The sequence below is a fragment of the Vibrio sp. JCM 18905 genome (genome assembly GCF_055393305.1).
Window position 1 is genome coordinate 1022320 of the sequence record NZ_AP043878.1, and the last position, 21901, is coordinate 1044220.

The following is a 21901-nucleotide window of genomic DNA, read 5'->3' on the forward strand; positions in this document are numbered from 1 at the left end:
GGAAAAAATTAAACTCTGGTTTTAATGGGTAATAATGTTTTAGTAACAGATAGTTACGCACTTAAAATTAATAATATGGCTAATTTCCGACAAGGATTGAAAAAGATGAAAGACAAGGAATCTATTCAGACTAATAGCAGCCGCCGTAATTTTCTGAAAGGCGCAACAGGAGCTGTTGTTGCTGGTGTGAGTGCTTCCGCTTTCTCGGGCGCAGTTCAAGCACGAGAACAGAAAATTGATTGGAGCAGCCGCGGGCTAGGTAGAAAACACGATAAGCGCTTTTGGCGTAAAGTGCAACGACAGTTCGTTTTGGATAAACGTACGACTTACATGAACATTGGCACAACGGGTTCTATGCCAAGACAAGTTCTTCAAGATTACGAGCATAACAACAAGTTGGTGGCTAAATATCCTTGGGATATGAAGGGCAAATTTGGCTCTTGGCCTTATGTCTCTGAGATGGTTCAAGAAGTAGCGCCTGGCTTTGGTGCGAACCCAGAAGAGATCATTCTCAGCCGCAATACTACTGATGGTCTATGTTCGATCATTAACGGCTTACACTTTGAACCAGGCGATGTGATTCTAACGACGCACCATGAGCATATGGCAGCAACATCACCGATGAACGTCGCAAAACATCGTTTTGGCGTCGATGTTGTTGAAATTCAACTACCAGTATTTACCGGTACTGAAGACGTTTCTGAACAAGATTACATCCAAGCTTTCCGCGACGCGCTTGATGCGCATCAAAACGTTCGCCTCATCATGTTCTCTCATATCACCTATAAAACGGGAACGGCGTTACCAGCCAAAGCCATTTGTGCTTTAGCGAAAGAATATGGTGTGCCTACGCTTGTAGATGGAGCGCATACTGTCGGTATGTTTGACCTCGATTTCCATGATATGGACTGTGATTTCTATGCAGGTTCTGGTCACAAATGGCAGTGTGGTCCTGGCGCAACCGGTATTTTGTACGTACGTGATAACGCCAATCGCTTGAATGAGTATTGGAGTGATCGTGAAAACCCGTTGTGGTTGATCAACTCTTCACTTTCTCATGCGGATTACTTAGGCAAGCAGTTACAGATGCAGTACATCGGGAACGACAACTATCCTGCGAAACAAGCGTTAGTTGATAGCTGCAAAATGTGGGATGAGATTGGTCGTGACCGCATTGAGGAACGTGTTCTAAGTCTTGGTAGTTTGTGTAAAACCTTACTACAAGAGTACTTGCCACAAGCCCAAATGTACTCGCCAAACGTGGAAGGTTTAACGAGCGGCTTAACCACAGTTAACCCATTCTCTGATGTGACGAATGAAGACATATTGACTGAATTCAGAGATCGTCTGCGTGAAGAATATGGCTACATCATTCGAACAACCAGCTTTAAGCTGCATAAAGATGATGACTTTGATACTTACGCACTCCGTATCTCCACGCACTTGTTCCATGACGAGCAGGATGTTGAAGGGCTCGTGGTGGCGATGACGAATTTGTATTACTCGTCGTTCTAACATCGTTGTTTATCACTCAAGCGCCCGTTATTGGGCGCTTTGTGAAAGGTAAGGATATTATTATGTCAGTCAAAACATTCAAAAGAACTTTAGCGGCGATGGCGCTTATGGCGGCCTCTGTTATGTCCTCTTCCGCTTGGTCAGACGACTTACAACAGATCCGTGATCGCGGAGTGTTGCGCCATATTGGTGTGCCGTACGCTAACTTCGTTTCTTATATTGAACAAGGTGAAGTGGAAACCTTGACTGGCTTAGATGTAGAGATAGTAAAAGGCTTTGCCAAGTCGTTGGGCGTTAAGTACCAATATGTTCCAGCTCAGTGGAGCGATATGGTCGGTAAGCTGACGGGCCAAGATGTTCAATACCATAATAAGCAAGCCGTTGTGGGAGAAAGTGTTCCAATCGAGGGTGACTTGATCGCAAATGGCGTTACCATTCTTGACTGGCGCTCTGAAGTTTTAGACTTTTCACAAGATTACTTCCCGTCAGGTGTTTGGTTAGTTTCCAGAACAGATTCCACGCTGAGTCCGATTAAACCAAGTGGGTCGGTTGATGAAGATGTAAAAACCGTCAAGCAGCTTATTCATGGTCGCGAAGTGTTAGCGTTGGAGCACTCTTGTTTGGACCCTAACCTTTATGACTTATATGACACAGGCGCAAAAGTCATACTGCCTGATGGGGCTCGTCTTCTTAATGAGATGGTGCCAGCGATAATGAAAAATGATGCGGAAAGCACATTACTAGACGTCGCCGATACGTTAATTGCATTAGAAAAATGGCCAGGTGAAATAAAAGTCATTGGTCCAGTATCCGAAAATCAGAAAATGGCTGTTGCATTCCGTAAAAGCTCGCCGGAATTACGCAAAGCATTTGATCGTTATTTAGATTCAATAAAGAAAGATGGAACCTACGAAAAATTAGTAAAAAAATACTATCCATCTATTTACTACTTTTATAACGATTACTTCATAGAAGATAGTAAGAAAACCCGATGAAAAAGGCCGTTAAAAAAATATCCAGTAAAAAATTTATTGCAATAAGCGCAATATTAGTCTCTATTTATTTAGCTATGCTTATTGTTGTGACAAGTTTGGGACAAAATAAATTAAAAGAATCCCAACATAGGGAACTTGGTTTAAAAGTAAAAAGTTACGCAAGCACACTCGATAATTTATTTACCATTGCTAGTGAAGATGTTGATAATTTATCTACAGATAAAACAGTACAAACATTCTTTGCTAATTTAGCCTCTGGCATGTCAATGGAGTACGGATTAGGAGCGAGTTTAATTAACTTGAAGCGTCGTTTCGATGAAAAGATAGATGGTAAGTTAATTAATAGCAGCCAAATCTATAAAAAGCTCACACTGGTAGGCAGTGATGGCACAACGATTGTCACGACGGGCTCTGAAGACAACATAGAGCAGAAGATGGATCTCCAAACCTTAATGACTCAACATGGGCATCCCGAAGAGGTTTGTGCAACTCGATATAACGACGACGTGCGTATTCAAGTCATTAAGCAAGTCAAGTTCTCTGGAAAGCCAGTTGCCTTTCTAATTGCAGATCTCAATAAAAACATTGTTATTGATCAGCTCACTAATCAAGAGCACGAAGACAGTTATAGCCGGCTGGTGCTCAAAATAAAAGACGTTGAGATGGTCGTATGGGATACAATAAATAAAACGTCTTCTCATAATAAAGATGAGAATTATTTAATATCTGAAGCCGTTGATGGAAAAATATATTTTGAAGTGCCTGTTGAAAAACATCACTTCAAACTTATGGCTTGGTTTGAGCCTTTGAGTGAGCGAGATATTTTCACATCACGGATCTTCATTCTCGGTTTGAGTATTCTTGCTGTTATGGTTGTTATTGCGCTGTGTTATGCGTTCATCACAAACAATAATAGAATTGAATTGAAAATTAAACTTGAAGAAGAGAAAAAGCGAAAAGACATACTTTCTCAACAGAACCGAAAACTAACTAACGAAATTGAACGCCGAAAAGCGTCTGAAAAAGAACTCGCCTTCCAAGCTAAATACGATACGTTGACTAACTTGCCTAATCGTAGCTACGGTTCTGAGAGACTGGCTTTGGAGTTGATTCGAGCGTCACGTAGTGGTTCAAAAGTATTGGTCATGTTTATTGATTTAGACCACTTTAAGCAGATTAACGATTCAATGGGTCACTTTGTTGGCGACGAGATCCTTAAACTTAGTGCTCAACGACTGCATCAAGTCGCGAGAAAAACAGACTTACTGGCGAGAATTGGTGGGGATGAGTTTTTATTAGTGATTCCTGACTTGCCTGACAACGACACCGCGAAGCGCGTTGCTTCAAGCGTGCTTTCGGCGTTTAACGATCCATTTGTATGGAACAACCATGAATTCTTCTTGAGTAGCAGCGTCGGAATGTCTGTATTTCCGGATGATGGAGATAATGCCGAGCAGCTCCTCGCCTGTGCTGACATGGCGATGTATCGCGTGAAGCAAGATGGACGCGATGCCTTCTGCTTTTATAACCACAATATGAACCAAGACTTGCAACGCTATTTGGATTTGGAAAATCGACTAAGAAATGCCATCTCCAGCCAATTACTAGAGTTGTATTATCAACCTATTATTGAGCTGAGCAGTAATAAAATTGTTGGCGCAGAAGCGTTAATGCGTTGGAATGATGAGAAGTACGGATTCGTAAATCCTGAAGAGTTTATCTCTATTGCTGAGAAAAATGGCTTGATTCATCAAATTGGTGAATTCGCTATCCAGCAAGCGTGCCGCCAAGCGGCGCAATGGCAAAGTCTGACGCCGCTGTTTGTTTCTGTGAATTTCTCCAGTGTTCAATTTAGGTATTGTGATCGCTTACTTGCGTTTATTAAGAAGAGCCTTGAGGAGTCTGGTCTTCCATCAGATAAGTTCGATATTGAGGTGACAGAGAGCCTTCTCTTTAATCACGACTCAGAACTATTAGACATGCTCAATAACTTAAGAGCGTTAGGCACTAAGCTTACCATCGATGACTTTGGTACTGGCTATTCTGCGTTGAGTTACTTACAGAAATTTCCGTTCGATCGCCTTAAGATTGATCGCAGCTTTATGCAAAATATGTTCGAAAACGACTCCGATCGTGAGCTCGTCAACGTGATCATTGCAATGGCGAAAGCACTGAACCTTAAGATTGTTGCTGAAGGCATTGAAGAACAGCGTCATGTCGATTATCTAAAAGACTTAAACTGTGAGTTCGGGCAAGGTTTCCACTATAGCCGCCCGTTACCAGCCAAAGACTTTGAAGCACTACTTAAACAACCAACTGGGCGATAACTCCTTTTATTACAATATTATAGGAAAGCATTAATTGAATTCGTGCCTTGAATTCATTAATGCTTTTCCACCTTAAGGGATAATCCTTCTTCCTTCCTTGAATTACACTACAATTAATTGATGAGTGATAGCCCGTGATGCCCGTCACATAAAGGCTCAACCTAATTCTAAACGAGTAAATACTCGCCAAAATAACCAGGAAGGAATTTCAAATGTCTTCTGCATTCTACCAACAGATTCAGCAGCAAATTGAAGAAGTGAAGGCTGAAGGTCTTTACAAATCAGAGCGCGTAATCACGTCTCAGCAGCAAGCGGCTGTTAAAATCTCTACCGATGAAGAAGTATTAAACTTCTGTGCAAACAACTACCTTGGTCTTGCTAACCATCCTGCGCTAATTGAAGCGGGTAAAGCGGGTATGGACGAACACGGCTTTGGTATGGCTTCAGTACGTTTCATCTGTGGTACTCAAGACATCCACAAAGAGCTTGAGCAGAAGTTGTCTAAGTTCCTAGGTAAAGAAGATACGATTCTTTACACCTCTTGCTTCGATGCAAACGCAGGTCTGTTTGAAACCATTCTCGGTAAAGAAGACGCAATTATTTCAGACGCACTAAACCACGCGTCAATCATCGACGGTGTTCGTCTATGTAAAGCAATGCGCTTCCGTTACTCAAACAACAACATGGAAGAGCTAGAGCAACAACTGATTGCTGCGAAAGAAGCAGGCGCACGCCACATTCTTATCGTTACTGACGGTGTGTTCTCAATGGATGGCGTAGTGGCGAACCTTCCGGCTATTTGTGACCTAGCTGAAAAATACGGCGCACTGACCATGGTTGATGACTCTCACGCGGTTGGCTTCATGGGTAAAACGGGTGCAGGTACGCACGAATACCACAACGTGGTTGACCGTATCGACATCATTACAGGTACGCTAGGTAAAGCAATGGGTGGCGCTTCAGGCGGTTACACGTCTGGTAAAGCGGAAGTGATTGACTGGCTACGTCAGCGTTCTCGTCCATACCTATTCTCTAACTCTGTTGCACCAGCAATCGTAAGCGCTTCTATCCGAGTTCTAGATCTACTAGAAGAGAGCGGTGACCTACGTGACCGTCTATGGGAAAACGCAGCACACTTCCGCGCACGTATGGAAGCTGCTGGTTTCACAATGGGCGGCGCTGACCATGCGATCATTCCAATCATGCTAGGTGATGCGAAAGTGGCAGCAGAATTTGCTGAACGAGCACTAGAGAAAGGCATCTACGTAATCGGCTTCTCATTCCCTGTGGTACCAAAAGGCCAAGCGCGTATCCGTACTCAAATGTCAGCAGCGCATTCTCGTGAGCAGCTAGATCGTGCAATTGATGCGTTCATCGAAGTTGGTAAGGACATGGGTCTTATTTAAGACTCTAGGTCCTAGATAATAGGGCCTTTAATTAAGGTTACATTATGAAAATTAAAGCATTATCAAAGCTAAAGCCTGAAGAAGGCATCTGGATGACTGAGGTTGATAAACCTGAAGTTGGCCATAACGATATTCTGATCAAAATTAAGAAAACCGCTATCTGTGGTACAGACGTACACATCTACAACTGGGACGAATGGTCACAAAAGACAATTCCAGTTCCTATGGTTGTCGGTCACGAATACGTGGGTGAAGTGGTTGCGATTGGTCAGGAAGTTCGTGGCTTTGAAATTGGTGACCGCGTATCTGGTGAAGGTCACATAACTTGTGGTCACTGCCGTAACTGTCGTGGCGGTCGTACTCACTTGTGTCGCAACACGATCGGTGTGGGTGTAAACCGTGAAGGCGCATTTGCAGAATACCTAGTGATTCCTGCATTTAACGCGTTTAAGATCCCTGACGAGATTTCTGACGATCTAGCATCGATCTTCGACCCGTTCGGTAACGCGGTACACACTGCGCTTTCTTTCGATCTAGTCGGTGAAGACGTGCTCATCACTGGTGCTGGCCCAATCGGCATCATGGCCGCCGCAGTTGCGAAACACGTCGGCGCTCGTCATGTGGTTATCACAGACGTAAACGAGTACCGTTTAGAGCTAGCTCGTAAAATGGGTGTAACACGCGCAGTAAATGTTGCTGAAGAGAAGCTTGAAGATGTAATGGCTGAACTAGGCATGACAGAAGGCTTTGACGTAGGCCTAGAAATGTCTGGTAACCCAGCGGCATTCAACTCAATGCTAACCACAATGAACCACGGTGGTCGTATTGCATTACTCGGTATTCCACCATCAGATATGGGCATTGATTGGAACCAAGTGATCTTCAAAGGCCTAGTTATCAAAGGCATCTATGGTCGTGAAATGTTCGAAACATGGTACAAGATGGCTTCACTGATTCAATCTGGTCTGGATCTATCACCAATTATTACGCACCACTACAAGATTGATGACTTCCAAGAAGGCTTCGATGTCATGCGTTCAGGCATGTCTGGAAAAGTTATCCTTGACTGGGAATAATCTGCTCAAATAAGAAAGCGCTCCGAAAGGGGCGTTTTTTTTAGCGATATGTTGTAAACATAAGCGGTAACATAGAACATATAGCCCTCATTTTACAAATGTCCATAGTCTTTTTTCTAGATCATGCACAGCAACATTTCCAGCCTGAAGTTCCAAGTGATTTAGGGCAATACCACAAATCTTTCTTGTACAAAAAAACACCCCACCAGCTGGCACTTATACCGACTCGATAATCGTTGATGTTCAATTTTGAGAATCATATCAATTGCATAACTAGAGGCATCTATTCCAAAAAACTTTTGTAATCATAGTTTTCACTCTATTCCCGCTTAATTCTGTGCGATTAGTATGGTTTTGTTTTCACAACATTTAACTTGAAGGAATAAGGAAAACTATGAAGAAGTCACTGGCAGCTCTAGGTTTGGCGTTGGTATTTACAGGAACAGCTTACGCAGCAAGCTGGGGTTACGAGGGGAGTCACGGGCCTGAGCATTGGGGCGAGTTTGCGTCTGAATGTTCCAAAGGTCAAAACCAAAGCCCAATTAATATTGTCTCCGCAGCAGAAGCGAAGTTAGACAAATTACAGTTCGACTACCATGGCAAAGCAATCTCATTGCTCAATAACGGCCACACCCTGCAAACCAGCCTAGAGGGTGACAACACACTGTTGATTGATGGCAATGCATTCACGTTAAAGCAGTTCCACTTCCATACTCCGTCAGAAAACCATGTGGATGGCAAAGAATACCCATTAGAAGCGCACTTTGTGCATGCTGATACAACTGGCCATTTGGCGGTTGTGGCCGTGTTTTTTCAATCCGGAAAAGCGAACCCAGATTTAGCGAAGTTACTAGCAAACATACCAAGTAAAGATCAAGGTGTAGAGATTAAATTGCCATTTGAAGCGGATGCGTTGCTTCCAAAAGACAAAGCGTATTATCGCTTTAATGGCTCACTAACGACACCACCATGCTCTGAAGGGGTTCGTTGGTTAGTGATGAAAGAAGCACAAACCATTTCCCCTGAGCAGATTAAAGCGTTTACGACAGTGATGGGGGAAAACAATCGTCCCATCCAACCATTGAATGCTCGTATGGTGTTAATGCAACACTAACCAATCCAAGCAAATAAAAAATGAAAAAGCCCGCTTGAATAAAGCGGGCTTTGTTATTGGTATTGATGGAAATTAGAAGCCGTGATCTTCTTGCTCTTCAGCTTTTATCATTTGAACTGGGTCGAGCTTGAGTGTTTGAGTTGGGAAGGCGATATCTGCTTCGTGTTCTTTAATGATGTTAATTACTTGAAGAAGAACATCCTGTTTAACCTCATGGTATCTCACCCAATTCACGGTTTTTGTGAAGGTATAAATGAAGAAATGCAGTGACGATGGACCGAACGTATCGAAGTTGACGATAAGCGTTTGGCGTGCATCAATATCTTTGTGATTCTTAAGCATCTCTTTCACCGCTGTAATGATTTGCGGCATTTTTTCGGCGTCGTCGTAACGAAGTCCAATTTTTTCGTAGATGCGTCGGTTTAGCATGCGAGATGGGTTTTCTACGACTATGTTGCTAAACACAGAGTTTGGCACATAAAGAGGACGCTTGTCGAAAGTTCGTATGATGGTCATTCTCCAGCCAATTCGCTCTACCGTACCTTCAATTTGGCGATCTGGAGAGCGGATCCAGTCGCCAACTTTAAACGGACGATCGAAGTAGATCATAAGGCCGCCAAAGAAGTTCGACAGCAGATCTTTCGCCGCTAAACCAACGATTAAACCACCGACACCACCAAAGGTGAGCAATCCTGACAGTGACAAGCCAAACGCCTGCATCACAGTGAGAATTCCGACGGTAATAAAGAACAAGCGCGCGACTTTAGCTATCGCTTGCACTGTGGTTTCATCTCGGTTTTTTTGTTCTAGGACGTATTCTTCAACATTGGTGATGAGTCGCATAACGGTCCAGACGAATATACTGATCACCAAAATCAGTTTCAGCGTGCTTAACCAGTTTATTTTATCGTTGAGCTCGCTCTCTAATATGATGCCGATAGAGACGGTTGCTGGCCAACACCAAATGAGTGTACTGACTGGCGCTTTTAGCGCGTCAAGCAACATGTCATCCCAGTGGAAAGGGGTTTTCTCCACTAGTACTGCGAGACGAGAGCGGATCAGTCGCCAAGCTATCCAAGCAATAAAGCTGGCGAGTGTAATGAAAAGGACACTCCCACTCCAATCTTGATGAGATGTTTCAATATAGCTTTGCAAATCGGTAAACCACTGTGACATATGTAACTTCTTTCTAGTGAACCATGGAAGGAAAGGTAGCAGATATTACTCCTTCACCCCAGTGATTTCCTTTAAATCATTCACTTATGTATAAATCGCCTGAGGTAGGCTATTTCGTGAGGTGAAAAGTGAGTGGTCGAAACTGGGTGATGAGCCGCCGTTCCATTCGTGTGCGGAGCTTCGTCATCTCCGATGTGCGTTGATATTTGAACGATCAATTATAACTTCTCTGACTTATCGCTAACATTTATCTTAAGTAAGTGTGAGAGTGTATTGGCTCTTGAATTAGCGGAGGCAGATATGGAATTTACAGAGCTGGATCGAAACGCGCTCTACGACATCTGGATGTCACAAAAAGCCAAAATGCACATCACTCAAATGGAAATGGCGAAGCGCCTTGGTTTGAGTCTACACGAGTTTTCTGGCTTGTTACGTGGTAATTCTCCACTGACGCTAGGTTTTGTAAAACAGCTATGCGAGCAGCTACATGTACGTCCTGGTCAGGTGATTCCGTCTTTGACGGAGCGTGATCTATCTGCATCTGGTACGGTTTATTTACAAAATCGTGTGACGGTGGATGGCGATATCAGTAACGTGTTTATCGACGGAAACCAAGTCGTGATTGAGTACGTTCACCAAGTAAGCTAGCTTGCTCGTCAAATTATCGGGTTGAAGAGCAATAAAAAACGAGCCAATTTTGGCTCGTTTTTTCGTTTCTATTTTTAATCGCCTGCAAAGATTATGGGATTTTCACCAAGGAATCGCGAGAAAGGTCCGCGATAGACTTCGCACCAGTAAGCGTCATAGCTACACGCATTTCTTTGTCGTACAGATCCAGTAGGTTTTCAACGCCTGCGCCGCCTTGTGCAGCCAATGCGTACACAAATGAACGACCAAGCAGTGTGCAGTCAGCACCCAGCGCGAGCATACGAACCACATCAAGACCAGTACGGATACCAGAGTCAACAAAGATCTTAAGATCGCCTTTTACCGCATCTGCAATGCTTGGTAGTGCTTTAGCACTTGAAAGTACGCCATCTAACTGACGACCACCATGGTTAGACACCACAATGCCATCCGCGCCGAAACGTACCGCATCTTTCGCGTCTTCTTCGTCGAGGATGCCTTTGATGACCATAGGGCCATCCCAAAAGTCACGAATCCACTCAAGATCTTTCCAAGAGATAGACGGGTCGAAGTTTGCGCCTAACCAGCCGATGTAATCTTCTAGTTTTGTTGGTTCGCCGCGATACGTTGAGATGTTACCTAAGTCGTGCGGCTTACCAAGTAGACCTACATCCAGCGCCCAGCTTGGGTGGCGCATCGCCTGGAATACACGACGCATGGCTGCGTTAGGACCACTCATACCTGAGTGCATGTCACGGTAACGTGCGCCAGGAACTGGCATATCAACGGTAAACACCAGCGTTGTTACGCCCGCAGCTTTTGCACGCTCAAGCACGTTCTTCATAAAGCCACGGTCTTTAAGCACGTAAAGCTGGAACCACATTGGACGTTCAATTGCAGGTGCGACTTCTTCAATCGGACAAACCGAAACAGTCGACATAGTAAACGGGATGCCTTTTTTCTCGGCTGCTTTTGCTGCTTGCACTTCGCCTCGGCGCGCGTACATACCAGTTAGACCAACAGGAGCTAGCGCGATTGGCATTGCCAGTTTCTCACCGAAGATCTCGGTTTCTAGGCTCAAATCTGTCATATCGCGTAGGACGCGTTGGCGAAGAGCGACATCACCTAAATCGTCAGTATTACGCTTCAGCGTGCGTTCGTCGTAAGAACCGCCATCAATATAATGGAATAGAAACGGGGGAAGCTTGGCTTTCGCGGCAGCGCGGTAGTCAGTAGAAGCTGAGATAATCATAATGGTGTCCTAGCGGTTATTCTAAGCAAAGTTGTGGAGCAATTTGCTCTTTCGTTGAGCCTTCATCGCAAAGCAGTGAAGGCATCAAAGTGAGTATAGTTACCTATGGTTCACTTACTTTTGAACTGCTGATGTTGGTAACTCATTTACATAATTGATTGAAAAATTTTGTTAAATCACTCAATCAGTTATACAAATTGGAAAGGATGACACAGCTGCCGGGGGGATTGATGTCGCAAGCTAAATCAACATGTCGGGGTAGTAGTGCTGACAGCTGTGTCAAATTAGGCAGAGCTATAAACCCTGCGTTTCGCGTTACTTCATCAAGACATCCGTCATTTGGAGGCCGTAAATCAACACCAAACCAATAATGCCCGTCATTACAATGTAGTAGAACGTAGGGATAATCGTCTTACGCAATGTTGCGCCTTCACGGCCAAGTAAGCCTACGGTGGCTGATGCGGCAACAACGTTGTGAATCGCAATCATGTTACCTGCGGCAGCGCCAACGGCTTGAAGCGACACAACAATCACACTCGAAATAGATAGTGTTTGTGCCACTTCGAATTGGAACTGGCTGAACATCATGTTTGAAACCGTATTTGAGCCAGCGATGAACGCACCCAGCGCACCAACGGTGGCACTCAGTGCTGGGAACGCAGAACCGACAAGGTCAGAGGCAAAGTTCGCTGTTGTAACCGGCATACTTGCTAGGTCAGCGCCGTTAATACCAGAGTTGATGAAGATACGAACCATCGGGATGGTAAATACCAAGACAAACCCCGCGCCAATCAGTGTTTTGCTTGACTCGCCAAACGCTTCACGCAATGGTTTTACGCTGCCACTTTGTAACATTGCGGCAAGCAGTGCGACAAACACGAGGATGCCACCTGGCAGGTACAACGGCTGAATAGCGGCACTCACACCAGTCTCACCAAGAATATTGCTGAACGACAAACTTACGCTTTGTACAAAGCCTTTCAGTTCCGGACTTACGCGGCTTGCGACGAGAATTACCGCCAGCATTACATATGGTACCCAAGCTTTTACGATGCTCATTGGTTTGCCTGGATTGTCGTTTAGATCGACTTTTAGCGAGCCCAGCCATTCAGCAGGCCATTTGTCTTCGCTTTCGAAATCCCACTTAGTCTTTGGTACTAAGAAGCCTTTTTTCGCTGCGGTAACAACAATAGAAAGACCAACCAAACCACCGATTAGTGAAGGGAATTCTGCGCCCAAGAACACACCGGTTAACGCGTATGGCACAGTGAAAGAGACGCCTGCGAATAAAGCAAATGGTAGAATATCCAGACCTTCACTCCAGCTTCTGTTCTTGCCGAAGAAACGTGTTAACATCATCGCCATTAATACAGGGATCATCGTACCTACAACAGCGTGAATCACAGCAACGTGCGCGGTGATATCTTGCAGGTACATTTCCCATGTTGCGCCTTGTGCAGCCAAAGACTCACTGATGTTATGCGTGTCTAAACCTTTGTTTACACCCACGATGATTGGCGTACCCACCGCACCGAATGACACTGGCGTTGACTGAATCATCATGCCCATTAGGACAGCGGCTAGCGCAGGGAAGCCGATTGCAACCAGTAGTGGTGCAGCAATTGCTGCCGGGGTACCAAACCCTGATGCGCCTTCAATGAATGAGCCAAAACACCAAGCAATGATGATGGCTTGCACACGGCGGTCAGCTGAAATATCGGTAAATCCATTACGGATAGTGGTGATCGCTCCAGTGTGTTTTAAAGTGTTGAGCAAGAAGATGGCACCAAACACGATCCATAAAACAGAGACAGTAATGCCTAGCCCTTGGAATACAGAAGCCAGTACGCGATTGGCTGACATATCCCAAAACATTAGGGCAATAGCGACGGTTAAACCGAACGCAACAGGCATGGCTTTTTTAGCAGGCCAGTTGAGACCAACCAATAAGATGGCGGCAACAACAATTGGCGAAAATGCCACTAGGGCAAGTAGGGTTTCACTCATTTGTACATCCTTCGTACGCTGACTTCTCGAACGGTGTCAATCCGCTGTAGAGGTGACTTTTTGTTGTAATGGTTTTGTTAATTTGGCGTGAATTTACTCCTTTATTTTTTGTTGATATAGGGAAATAATGAAAATAATTAATTCCAAAAGTGACATAATCGTATGAGAGCAGACGACTTAATCCTATTTTCTCAAGTAATCGAACTGGGCAGTTTTAGTAAGGTTGCAGAAGCAAATAACCTTACAAATTCGGTAGTTAGCAAAAGAATGGCAAGGTTGGAGGAAGAGATAGGGGCGCAGCTATTATATCGAACAACGCGTAAATTGACCTTAACCGAAGCAGGTAAGGTGTTACTCCACAGTGCTAAAAATGTGAAGCAGGCCACTCAGGAGGCTATGGACGCTGTTGCAGGCTTTGGAGAGAATGTGAGCGGTCACATAAAAATGTCCGTGCCTTGTATCTCTGGAGATTTGATACTTGCTGATGCCGTTGCGGAATTTTGTAACCTTCATCCGGGTCTGACCGTGGACATGTCATTGGATAACCGCTTTGTCGATTTGGTGGCTGATGGTTACGATTTAGTCATTCGAACTGGCTACCTAGCCGACTCCAGTTTGATCGCACGACATATTCTCGATTCCCAATGGGTGGTATGCGCGTCCCCTTCATATATCGCTAAAAATGGGAAGCCGATCGAGCCGATTGATCTCACCACGCACAATTGTCTGCAATACGCTTACCAAACCACAGGTGCAACAGACTGGGAGTTCAAAGGAGAAGATGGTAATTACATCGTCAAAGTCTCGGGCTGCTTTTCTACTGATAACGCGACCGCATTACGTAAAGCCGCTCTGGGCGGCCATGGTATAGCTTACGTCCCGCGCTGTTTGGTGTACCACGATATTCGTAATGGCCAGCTGGTGGATATTTTCCCCGAACTGGTCGGCAAAAAGCTGGGTATCTACGCGGTGTACCCGTTTACTCGTCAACCACCGAATAAAGTGAAGCTGCTTATTGAGCACATTCGTGATCGTTACTTAACGATATCTCATTATTTCTAGGTTCTTCATAGATTTAAAACAATGTCGTTGAAATCAATATTGGGTGCTCTAAGGTGGTCACCGCAATAAAACGATATGAAAATAAACAACTTAATAAAAACAACGGAGTAACACGGACGTTATGCATTACCCAAAAACACGTAAAGATTCTGTCGTGGACACTTACTTTGGTCACGACATTGCCGACCCTTATCGCTGGTTAGAAAATGATCGCAGCGAAGAAACCGCACAATGGGTTTCGGGTCAAAACTCGGTAACATTCGATTTTCTTGGTCAGATCCCGTATCGCCAACAGATTCGTGACTTGGTCGCAAACAGTCAAAATTACGAGAAATACTCTCAGCCATTTTTGCGCGGTGATTATACTTACTTTTACAAAAACGACGGTTTGCAAAACCAAAGCGTGCTGTATCGTCGTAAAGGGGAGGGAGAAGCCGAAGTCTTCCTTGACCCAAATACGTTCTCTGAAGAGGGCACGACCTCTCTTGGCGAAGTCAGCTTCTCGAAAGATTATCGTTTGGTCGCGTATTCCATCTCTGAAGGGGGCAGTGACTGGCGCAAGATCTTTGTTATTGATGCGGAAACCAAAGAACAGTTAGAGCCTGAGATTGTGGATGCGAAGTTTACGTCGATTTCTTGGCGGGGCAGCAAAGGCTTCTATTACTCAAGCTATGATAAGCCGCAAGGCAGTGAGTTATCTGCGCGAACTGAACATCACAAGCTTTATTATCATGAACTTGGTACACCTCAGTCTGAAGATAAAGTGATTTTCGGTGAGTTGGATACGCAGGTTCACCGTTATGTGTCTGGTACCACGACGACGGACGATCGCTTCCTCATTATTTCTGGCGCAGAATCCACATCGGGTAATCGTCTGTTTTATATCGATTTACAGTCTGAGTCCCAAGCGATTGTGACGCTTCGTGATACAACGCAAGGCGACACCTACTTGATTGATAGTCAAGACGAAACCTTGCTGCTTTACACCAACCTAGATGCGCCGAATGGCAAAGTTGTCAGCTACAACACCCGAACAGCGCAATGGATGGATGTGATTGCTGAACAAGAACAGCCGTTAGAAATCAGCAAAGGTGGCGGTTATCTGTTTGCGACTTATATGGTGGATGTACTTTCTAAAGTGCAGCAGTTTAACTACCAAGGTGAATGGATTCGAGATGTTGAACTGCCGGGAGAGGGTACGGCTTATGGTCTAGCGGGTAAAAAAGAAGAAACCACGCTGTATTACACCTTTACTAACTACGTGACGCCACCGACGATCTTCTCATTTGATGTTGAGTCTGGTGAATCGACGCTGTTTCAAGAATCAAAAGCGCCATTCGATCGCAGTGAGTATGAATCAAAACAGGTGTTCTACACCTCAAAAGATGGCACGCAAGTACCGATGATCATCTCATACAAGAAGGGCATCGCACTTGATGGTAGTGCGCCAACCATGCTGTATGGTTATGGCGGTTTTAATATCAGCCTCACTCCGATGTTTTCTGGCAATGTGGCCAACTGGCTAGAATTGGGTGGTATTTACGCTGTCGCCAACATGCGAGGCGGCGGTGAATACGGTAAAGCTTGGCACAACGCAGGCACTCAGCAGCAAAAGCAAAACGTATTTGATGACTTTATTGCGGCGGCGGAATACCTGATTGAAAACGACTACACTAGCTCCGAGCGCCTAGCGATTCGTGGTGGTTCAAATGGCGGCTTGTTGGTTGGTGCGTGTATGACGCAACGTCCTGAGTTATTTAAGGTGGCGCTGCCAGCCGTGGGTGTGCTTGATATGCTGCGTTACCATACGTTTACGTCTGGAGAAGGCTGGAAGTATGACTATGGCACGTCTGAACAAAGCGAAGCGATGTTCCAATACTTGCTTGGCTACTCTCCTGTTCACAATGTAAAAGAAGGCGTGCAGTATCCTGCGACATTGGTGACAACTGCCGATCACGACGATCGTGTGGTTCCAGCACATTCGTACAAGTTTATTGCGGAGCTGCAAGACAAGCAGCAAGGCGCGAATCCAGTATTAATACGCATTGATGTCAATGCTGGTCATGGTGCAGGAATGCCGCTGAGTAAGCAAATTGACCTCACCACAGACGTGTATGCATTTACGTTATACAATATGGGTATTGAGTCGTTTTAATGCCTTAGTTGCTCGAAGCTTCTGAGAATAAAAAATGCCGCGACACTGTCGCGGCATTTTTCATGGTTGGGGGAACTCAATTCATACTGTTTACCAGTATTTGAGCCAGGTTGACTAAGTCTGACTCTTGAACCAACCAGTCTCGGCGGCCAAACCGAAAGGCAGCTACGCCATTCTTAAGACAAGATGAAATCATCACCTTTTCTTAATCCTAGTTTATGAATATGAAACTGTGATGAACCTAAGCCGCATTGTGCTGATTTTCACTGTTTTCAAGATCAAATGAGGCATCTATCAGTTTTTTCGTGTAGTCATTTTTAGGGTTTTGGAAAATATTTTCGGCCGTACCTTGTTCCATGACCTCGCCTTTTTGCATGACAAGAACACGATCAGAAAGGGCTTTGACGACTGATAGATCGTGGCTAATAAACAAGTAGCCAATGTTATGCTTTTTCTGCAAATCTTTCAGCAGATCAATCACAGTCAGTTGAACCGAGCGGTCCAATGCAGAGGTCGGCTCATCAAGCAGAATAAACGAAGGTTCAAGGATCAGTGCTCGCGCGATAGCAATACGCTGACGTTGGCCTCCCGAAAACTCGTGCGGATAACGGTTGATGGACGCGGGATCTAAGCGGACCTCACGGAGCACGTCGCGTGCTTTCCGCATGCGTTCTTTTTTACTCAACATTGGCTGGTGGACAGTTAATCCTTCAGTGATGATCTCGCCGACAGTCATACGAGGAGAAAGCGAACCATAAGGGTCTTGGAACACCATCTGAACGTCTTTTTTCAGCTCAAAACGTTCTTTGTTTGTTAGCAAAGCCATGTCTTGGCCTTTGTATTCGATTTTACCTGTGGATGGCAGGAGGCCTATCAATGCGCGGCCGAGGGTAGACTTGCCTGAACCGGATTCCCCAACAATCCCGAGTGTTTCCCCTTGTTTGAGCTCAAGAGAAATGCCTTTTACCGCTTCGAAGTACTCATTTTTACTGGCAATAAAATGCGACTTTATCAAGAATTTGACTCGTATATCGTCAGCTTTTAATAGTTGTGTAGCATTCTCGCTAATAGGGTCCTTACTGCCTTTTGGAATAGAGTTGATCAGCATACGTGTGTATTCGTGCTTTGGGTCCTCGAAGAGCATTTGCGTTTCGCCTTCTTCGACGACTTCTCCTTTACACATCACAATGACACGGTCGGCAAAGTGTTTTACGACGCCTAAGTCATGAGTAATAAATAGGATTGCCATGCCCATCTGAGCCTGAATTTCTTTAATCAGGTGCAACACTTCTGCTTGAACCGTGACATCCAACGCCGTTGTTGGTTCGTCGGCGATCAAAATATCGGGCTCGTTAATCAGTGCCATCGCAATCATGATGCGTTGCAATTGACCGCCAGAAAACTCGTGCGGATATTTGCTGTACGCTTTCTCTGGCTCTGGCATGTGAACCAGTTCAAACAGCTCTAACACTCTCGCTTTGGCTTTCCGTCTATCCACTGGACGGTGGCACATGATGGCCTCAGCAACTTGGATCCCCACCCGCATGTATGGGTTCAGTGAGGTCATCGGCTCCTGAAAAATCATACCGATACGATCACCGCGAACGCTTTGCATTTCACGCTCCGTTTTATCCAAGATGGAGCTACCCTCAAACATGATGGATGAGTCCGTATGCAAAATAGCGTTGTCTGGCAATAGTTTCATCAGTGCATTGGTTGATACTGACTTGCCAGACCCAGACTCCCCAACGATGGAAAGCGTCTCGCCTGCTTTTAAATCGAAGCTAACATTCTTTACTGCATCGACGATCCCATCGTTTGTCGTAAAGCTGACCGATAGGTTATTCACCGAAAGAATGGTTTTAGAAGACATCACAGATCCTTGTGGTTGATAAAGCAAATGAAACACAAGCAATGAGCTGCGCTAAGTCTGGCAGACCTCATTGCTTGGATTCTAGATTAATTGTACAGGTGAGAAGGCGAAGACTTTGCCGAACTCATCGCTTGCAAATGCAAAAACTGCTCATGTGCGCGCGTCACATGGTCTAGCTCAATCATCCATTGAGCATTACGTTGAGCGGAGCAAAATGCCGCCATATGAGCTAATAAGTCTTCACTTTGTTGACCAAGTAAATGACCCACACGCTCAATAAGTTCATGATTCTCTAGTTGCAAGAATTGGAATAGTGCGTACGTTTGATTGAGTGTTGAAAAAGCATCGCGCTGTAATCCGAGTTTGTTGAGAATCTCCGATTGTGCGACGCACGCATCTCTAAGCCCGGTGATAAGACAGACAAACTGACAAGGTTTGGTTTGAGCATTTTCGAGCGCCGAATGAATGTGGTTCGGTAGATTGCTGAGTACATCGTCGTATAAACGATGTGCCTCGGGCCAGTGGCCTTGTTCCATCAATTGCTCTGCTTTCAAGTAGCGCATCCAGCATTGCTCAATATTCATGTCCATCTCCACAAGAGTTGATTTGTTTTGATATTAAATGAAATTGATTATCAATTGCAAGTGAGTATTGATATCACTTTTATGCTCATAAAACGTCCAATCAAACTAGGGTGGAAGGTAAATCACTTAAAATTAAGCAAATAATCTCTACACTCAAATGACGAAAATAAGAAAAAAGGAAGTGGATATGGCAATACTAAGATTGGAAGCTAAGCAGCTATATTCTGTAGCAGATCTAGAGAATATGCCATGTAAGTCGACCAAGGAGTTACCTCCAATTGATGAGATTGTGGGCCAAGAGCGCGCGCAAAAAGCGGTCGAGTTTGCGATGTCCATCAAAGAGAAAGGGTATAACATCTACGCCATTGGTCAGAATGGGCTAGGTAAACGCACCATGATCCTGCGCTATCTGAATCGTCACCAGCACGATGCAGCAGCCTTGTTTGATTGGTGTTACGTTGCGAACTTTGAAGATACCCGCACACCCAAGGTATTAAAGCTTCCGTGTGGTATCGGGAATAAGTTACGTGTTGATATTGAAGCCTTAATGGGCAAACTACTGAATGCTTTACCCCTAGCGTTCGACAATGAGATGTACTTTAGCCGAGCTGAGCGATTAAAAAATCAATTGGCAGCGAAGCAACAAAACGAGCTGGACCGCATTAGCCGAGAGGCAAAAGAGAAAGGCATTAGCTTGACGCTTACCACACAAGGCGATTATCAGTTTGTCGCCATGAATGGTGACGAGCTTCATACGGAAGAGTCTTTTGATGCACTAAGTAAGAAAGAGCAAGAGCAGTTCAGCGATGCCATTGATGAACTCGAAGTACGATTACGTTCGATGGTTCGTGAACTCACAGAGTGGGAAGAGACGTACAGCGATAAAATCAAAAAGCTTAATGATGAAGTGACGCTTGATGTGATTACTCACTTCATCAAAAAACTCAAAGTGGATTACGCGGAATATTCTGAAATCAAAACGTACTTAACTGAGCTGCAAAAAGATATTGTTGAAAACGCAGATATCTTCCTTGATCAAAGTGGTGAGCAAGGCGAAATTGCGACGGCGTCGTTGGATAAAAAATTGCCACGTCGTTATAAAGTGAACGTCTTGGTAAGTCGCAACAGCAGTGACTTTCCTATCGTTGTTGAAGAAAACCCCAATTACCATTCGCTCTTCGGTTCGATTGAGACAGCCACTTTCAAGGGAACCGTGTTTACCGACTTTTCGCTGATTCGTGCGGGGAGTTTGCATAAGGCGAATGGCGGCGTTCTGTTAATGGATGCACAGAAAGTGCTTGAACAGCCTTACGTTTGGGATGGTTTGAAGCGCGCACTGCGTGCTCGTCAATTGAGCTTTACCTCCCTAGAAAAAGAAGTGACATTGACAGGGGCGGTATCACTCGATCCCGAGCCTATCCCGCTCGATATTAAAATCATTCTGTTTGGTGACTACCGAACTTATCAATTGCTGCAGCATTACGATCCAGAGTTCAGTGAATTGTTCAGAGTGACAGCGGATTTTGAAGATGAGATGAAGCGAACGCCAGAGTCGGAACTGCACTATGCGCGCTTTATTTCTAGCGTCGTGAACGATAACAACATGCTGCACTGTGATAGAAAGTCCATGGGACGGATTATTGAATACAGTTCACGCTTGTCTGGTGATCAAACCAAGCTATCACTCCACTCTGCCAATATTGCGAATTTATTACGTGAGTCAAACTACGTTGCTCGTCAAGCCAACTCCAACATGATCCGTACCGGTCATGTGGAAGAGGCGCTCAAGAACCAAGAAATGCGAGTGAGCCGATTACGCGACAACGTGATGGAAACGTTTGTTAACGGTACAACCTTGATTCGTACTGAAGGGAAGGCTATCGGTCAAGTGAATGCCCTCTCGGTATTAAGCACCAGCGACTACATGTTTGGCGCGCCGAATCGCATCACCGCGACGACGTGTTACGGCGATGGAGATGTTATCGATATCGAACGCAGTGTGGATTTGGGCGGCAGTATTCACTCTAAAGGCGTGATGATTCTATCGGCCTACTTGTCTTCCGTATTTGGTAAAACGGCGCGAGTACCATTAACCACAACGATTACGTTTGAGCAATCTTATGGTGGTGTCGACGGTGATAGTGCCAGCATGGCAGAGCTATGTGCTGTAGTGTCTGCTTTTTCAAAGCAACCAAACCGACAAGACATTGCGATTACAGGCTCGATGAATCAGTTTGGTGAAGCTCAGCCGATTGGTGGTGTGAACGAAAAAATTGAAGGCTTTTACGATGTGTGTGTGATTAAAGGTCGTCATGAAGGGCAGGGGGTCATTATCCCGCAATCTAATGTTCATAACTTGATGCTCCGTTCCGACATCGTGAAAGCAGTAGAAAAAGGTGAGTTTAATATTTGGGCGATTGATCATGTCACTGAAGCCATCGAGCTGTTCACGGGGAAAGTCGCCGGTGAACCAACCGATGAAGGTTCTTATCCAATAGATACGATTTTTGGCCTTGCTCAAGCTAAGCTCAATTCGTTGAGAAAATAGCCTAAAACCGCCCTAAATGTGAATGTATCTCATCATAAGTGATCACAATTTATCATAACGACAATATCCCGACACTACTGTCGGGATATTGTCAATAACAGATTGAAAATGGGGACTTTTTGTACTAGACAAAAGTGTGATCGACCTCTAATATTCGCCACTTGTTTATTCGTCTGGGAACTTT

15 protein-coding genes are annotated in these 21901 nt (G+C 44.8%); 10 read left to right on the forward strand and 5 right to left on the reverse strand.

Translation table 11 applies throughout. The annotated features are described in order from the left end of the window. The first annotated feature begins 105 nt into the window (after positions 1 to 105). The 6 genes from ACZ5ZC_RS04505 (at position 106) to ACZ5ZC_RS04530 (ending at position 8433) form a co-directional block, all read left to right on the forward strand. Positions 106 to 1515 carry an aminotransferase class V-fold PLP-dependent enzyme gene (locus ACZ5ZC_RS04505; protein ID WP_006741963.1) on the forward strand — a complete coding sequence of 470 codons (1410 nt, stop codon included), beginning with the start codon at positions 106 to 108 and terminating at the stop codon, positions 1513 to 1515. 62 nt (positions 1516 to 1577) lie between these two features. After that, positions 1578 to 2510 (forward strand): transporter substrate-binding domain-containing protein, encoded by a 933-nt coding sequence (locus tag ACZ5ZC_RS04510; RefSeq protein WP_464931419.1) that lies wholly within the window; start codon positions 1578 to 1580, stop codon positions 2508 to 2510. Beyond that, positions 2507 to 4837, forward strand: coding sequence for a putative bifunctional diguanylate cyclase/phosphodiesterase (locus tag ACZ5ZC_RS04515; protein ID WP_464931420.1), 2331 nt, complete (start codon positions 2507 to 2509; stop codon positions 4835 to 4837). Before ACZ5ZC_RS04510 ends, ACZ5ZC_RS04515 begins: the two co-directional genes overlap by 4 nt. Before the next feature lie 212 nt (positions 4838 to 5049). Continuing rightward, positions 5050 to 6243, forward strand: coding sequence for a glycine C-acetyltransferase (locus tag ACZ5ZC_RS04520; protein ID WP_054866848.1), 1194 nt, complete (start codon positions 5050 to 5052; stop codon positions 6241 to 6243). Between the two features lie 44 nt (positions 6244 to 6287). After that, complete coding sequence (gene tdh, locus ACZ5ZC_RS04525; RefSeq protein ID WP_005394871.1) at positions 6288 to 7319, forward strand: L-threonine 3-dehydrogenase; 1032 nt, start codon at positions 6288 to 6290, stop codon at positions 7317 to 7319. A 394-nt stretch (positions 7320 to 7713) separates the two neighbouring features. Beyond that, positions 7714 to 8433 (forward strand): carbonic anhydrase, encoded by a 720-nt coding sequence (locus ACZ5ZC_RS04530; RefSeq protein ID WP_150917640.1) that lies wholly within the window; start codon positions 7714 to 7716, stop codon positions 8431 to 8433. 72 nt (positions 8434 to 8505) lie between these two features. On the opposite strand, the gene ACZ5ZC_RS04535 is transcribed toward ACZ5ZC_RS04530, so the two are convergent. Beyond that, positions 8506 to 9609 (reverse strand): mechanosensitive ion channel family protein, encoded by a 1104-nt coding sequence (locus ACZ5ZC_RS04535; RefSeq protein ID WP_046875767.1) that lies wholly within the window; start codon positions 9607 to 9609, stop codon positions 8506 to 8508. 300 nt (positions 9610 to 9909) lie between these two features. Between ACZ5ZC_RS04535 and ACZ5ZC_RS04540 the strand changes: the two genes are divergently transcribed. Then, positions 9910 to 10257, forward strand: coding sequence for a helix-turn-helix domain-containing protein (locus ACZ5ZC_RS04540; protein ID WP_005375109.1), 348 nt, complete (start codon positions 9910 to 9912; stop codon positions 10255 to 10257). A 91-nt stretch (positions 10258 to 10348) separates the two neighbouring features. Here the strand turns inward: ACZ5ZC_RS04540 and lldD are convergent, their stop codons facing one another. Both lldD and ACZ5ZC_RS04550 read right to left on the reverse strand, forming a co-directional pair. Then, the gene (gene lldD, locus ACZ5ZC_RS04545; RefSeq protein WP_005383962.1) at positions 10349 to 11488 is read right to left on the reverse strand and encodes an FMN-dependent L-lactate dehydrogenase LldD; all 1140 of its coding nucleotides are present in this window, start codon (positions 11486 to 11488) and stop codon (positions 10349 to 10351) included. A 315-nt stretch (positions 11489 to 11803) separates the two neighbouring features. Further along, positions 11804 to 13495, reverse strand: coding sequence for an L-lactate permease (locus tag ACZ5ZC_RS04550; protein ID WP_048625381.1), 1692 nt, complete (start codon positions 13493 to 13495; stop codon positions 11804 to 11806). Between the two features lie 162 nt (positions 13496 to 13657). Between ACZ5ZC_RS04550 and ACZ5ZC_RS04555 the strand changes: the two genes are divergently transcribed. Further along, complete coding sequence (locus ACZ5ZC_RS04555) at positions 13658 to 14557, forward strand: LysR family transcriptional regulator (protein ID WP_005375112.1); 900 nt, start codon at positions 13658 to 13660, stop codon at positions 14555 to 14557. Positions 14558 to 14678: 121 nt separating this feature from the next. Next, a complete protein-coding gene (locus ACZ5ZC_RS04560) occupies positions 14679 to 16712 on the forward strand; it encodes a prolyl oligopeptidase family serine peptidase (RefSeq protein WP_464931421.1) in 2034 nt (677 codons plus the stop codon). A 241-nt stretch (positions 16713 to 16953) separates the two neighbouring features. Here ACZ5ZC_RS04560 and ACZ5ZC_RS04565 read toward each other — a convergent pair whose 3' ends face one another. After that, positions 16954 to 18585 carry an ABC transporter ATP-binding protein gene (locus tag ACZ5ZC_RS04565; protein ID WP_464931422.1) on the reverse strand — a complete coding sequence of 544 codons (1632 nt, stop codon included), beginning with the start codon at positions 18583 to 18585 and terminating at the stop codon, positions 16954 to 16956. A gap of 86 nt (positions 18586 to 18671) precedes the next feature. Beyond that, positions 18672 to 19169: a hypothetical protein gene (locus ACZ5ZC_RS04570; RefSeq protein ID WP_054866850.1), complete on the reverse strand. Its 498-nt coding sequence runs from the start codon at positions 19167 to 19169 to the stop codon at positions 18672 to 18674. Positions 19170 to 19356: 187 nt separating this feature from the next. On the opposite strand from ACZ5ZC_RS04570, the gene ACZ5ZC_RS04575 reads away from it, so the two are divergent. Then, entirely contained in the window at positions 19357 to 21717 is a 2361-nt protein-coding gene (locus tag ACZ5ZC_RS04575) for a Lon protease family protein (RefSeq protein ID WP_464931423.1), read from the forward strand. The last annotated feature ends 184 nt before the right edge of the window (positions 21718 to 21901 follow it).

Coding starts and splice junctions, on each gene's coding strand:
- ACZ5ZC_RS04515 (WP_464931420.1), top strand. CDS start 2,507: ATGAAAAAGGCCGTTAAAAAAATATCCAGTAAAAAATTTATTGCAATA.
- ACZ5ZC_RS04510 (WP_464931419.1), top strand. CDS start 1,578: ATGTCAGTCAAAACATTCAAAAGAACTTTAGCGGCGATGGCGCTTATG.
- tdh (WP_005394871.1), top strand. CDS start 6,288: ATGAAAATTAAAGCATTATCAAAGCTAAAGCCTGAAGAAGGCATCTGG.
- ACZ5ZC_RS04570 (WP_054866850.1), bottom strand. CDS start 19,169: ATGAATATTGAGCAATGCTGGATGCGCTACTTGAAAGCAGAGCAATTG.
- lldD (WP_005383962.1), bottom strand. CDS start 11,488: ATGATTATCTCAGCTTCTACTGACTACCGCGCTGCCGCGAAAGCCAAG.
- ACZ5ZC_RS04575 (WP_464931423.1), top strand. CDS start 19,357: ATGGCAATACTAAGATTGGAAGCTAAGCAGCTATATTCTGTAGCAGAT.
- ACZ5ZC_RS04565 (WP_464931422.1), bottom strand. CDS start 18,585: ATGTCTTCTAAAACCATTCTTTCGGTGAATAACCTATCGGTCAGCTTT.
- ACZ5ZC_RS04555 (WP_005375112.1), top strand. CDS start 13,658: ATGAGAGCAGACGACTTAATCCTATTTTCTCAAGTAATCGAACTGGGC.
- ACZ5ZC_RS04540 (WP_005375109.1), top strand. CDS start 9,910: ATGGAATTTACAGAGCTGGATCGAAACGCGCTCTACGACATCTGGATG.
- ACZ5ZC_RS04535 (WP_046875767.1), bottom strand. CDS start 9,609: ATGTCACAGTGGTTTACCGATTTGCAAAGCTATATTGAAACATCTCAT.
- ACZ5ZC_RS04505 (WP_006741963.1), top strand. CDS start 106: ATGAAAGACAAGGAATCTATTCAGACTAATAGCAGCCGCCGTAATTTT.
- ACZ5ZC_RS04560 (WP_464931421.1), top strand. CDS start 14,679: ATGCATTACCCAAAAACACGTAAAGATTCTGTCGTGGACACTTACTTT.
- ACZ5ZC_RS04520 (WP_054866848.1), top strand. CDS start 5,050: ATGTCTTCTGCATTCTACCAACAGATTCAGCAGCAAATTGAAGAAGTG.
- ACZ5ZC_RS04530 (WP_150917640.1), top strand. CDS start 7,714: ATGAAGAAGTCACTGGCAGCTCTAGGTTTGGCGTTGGTATTTACAGGA.
- ACZ5ZC_RS04550 (WP_048625381.1), bottom strand. CDS start 13,495: ATGAGTGAAACCCTACTTGCCCTAGTGGCATTTTCGCCAATTGTTGTT.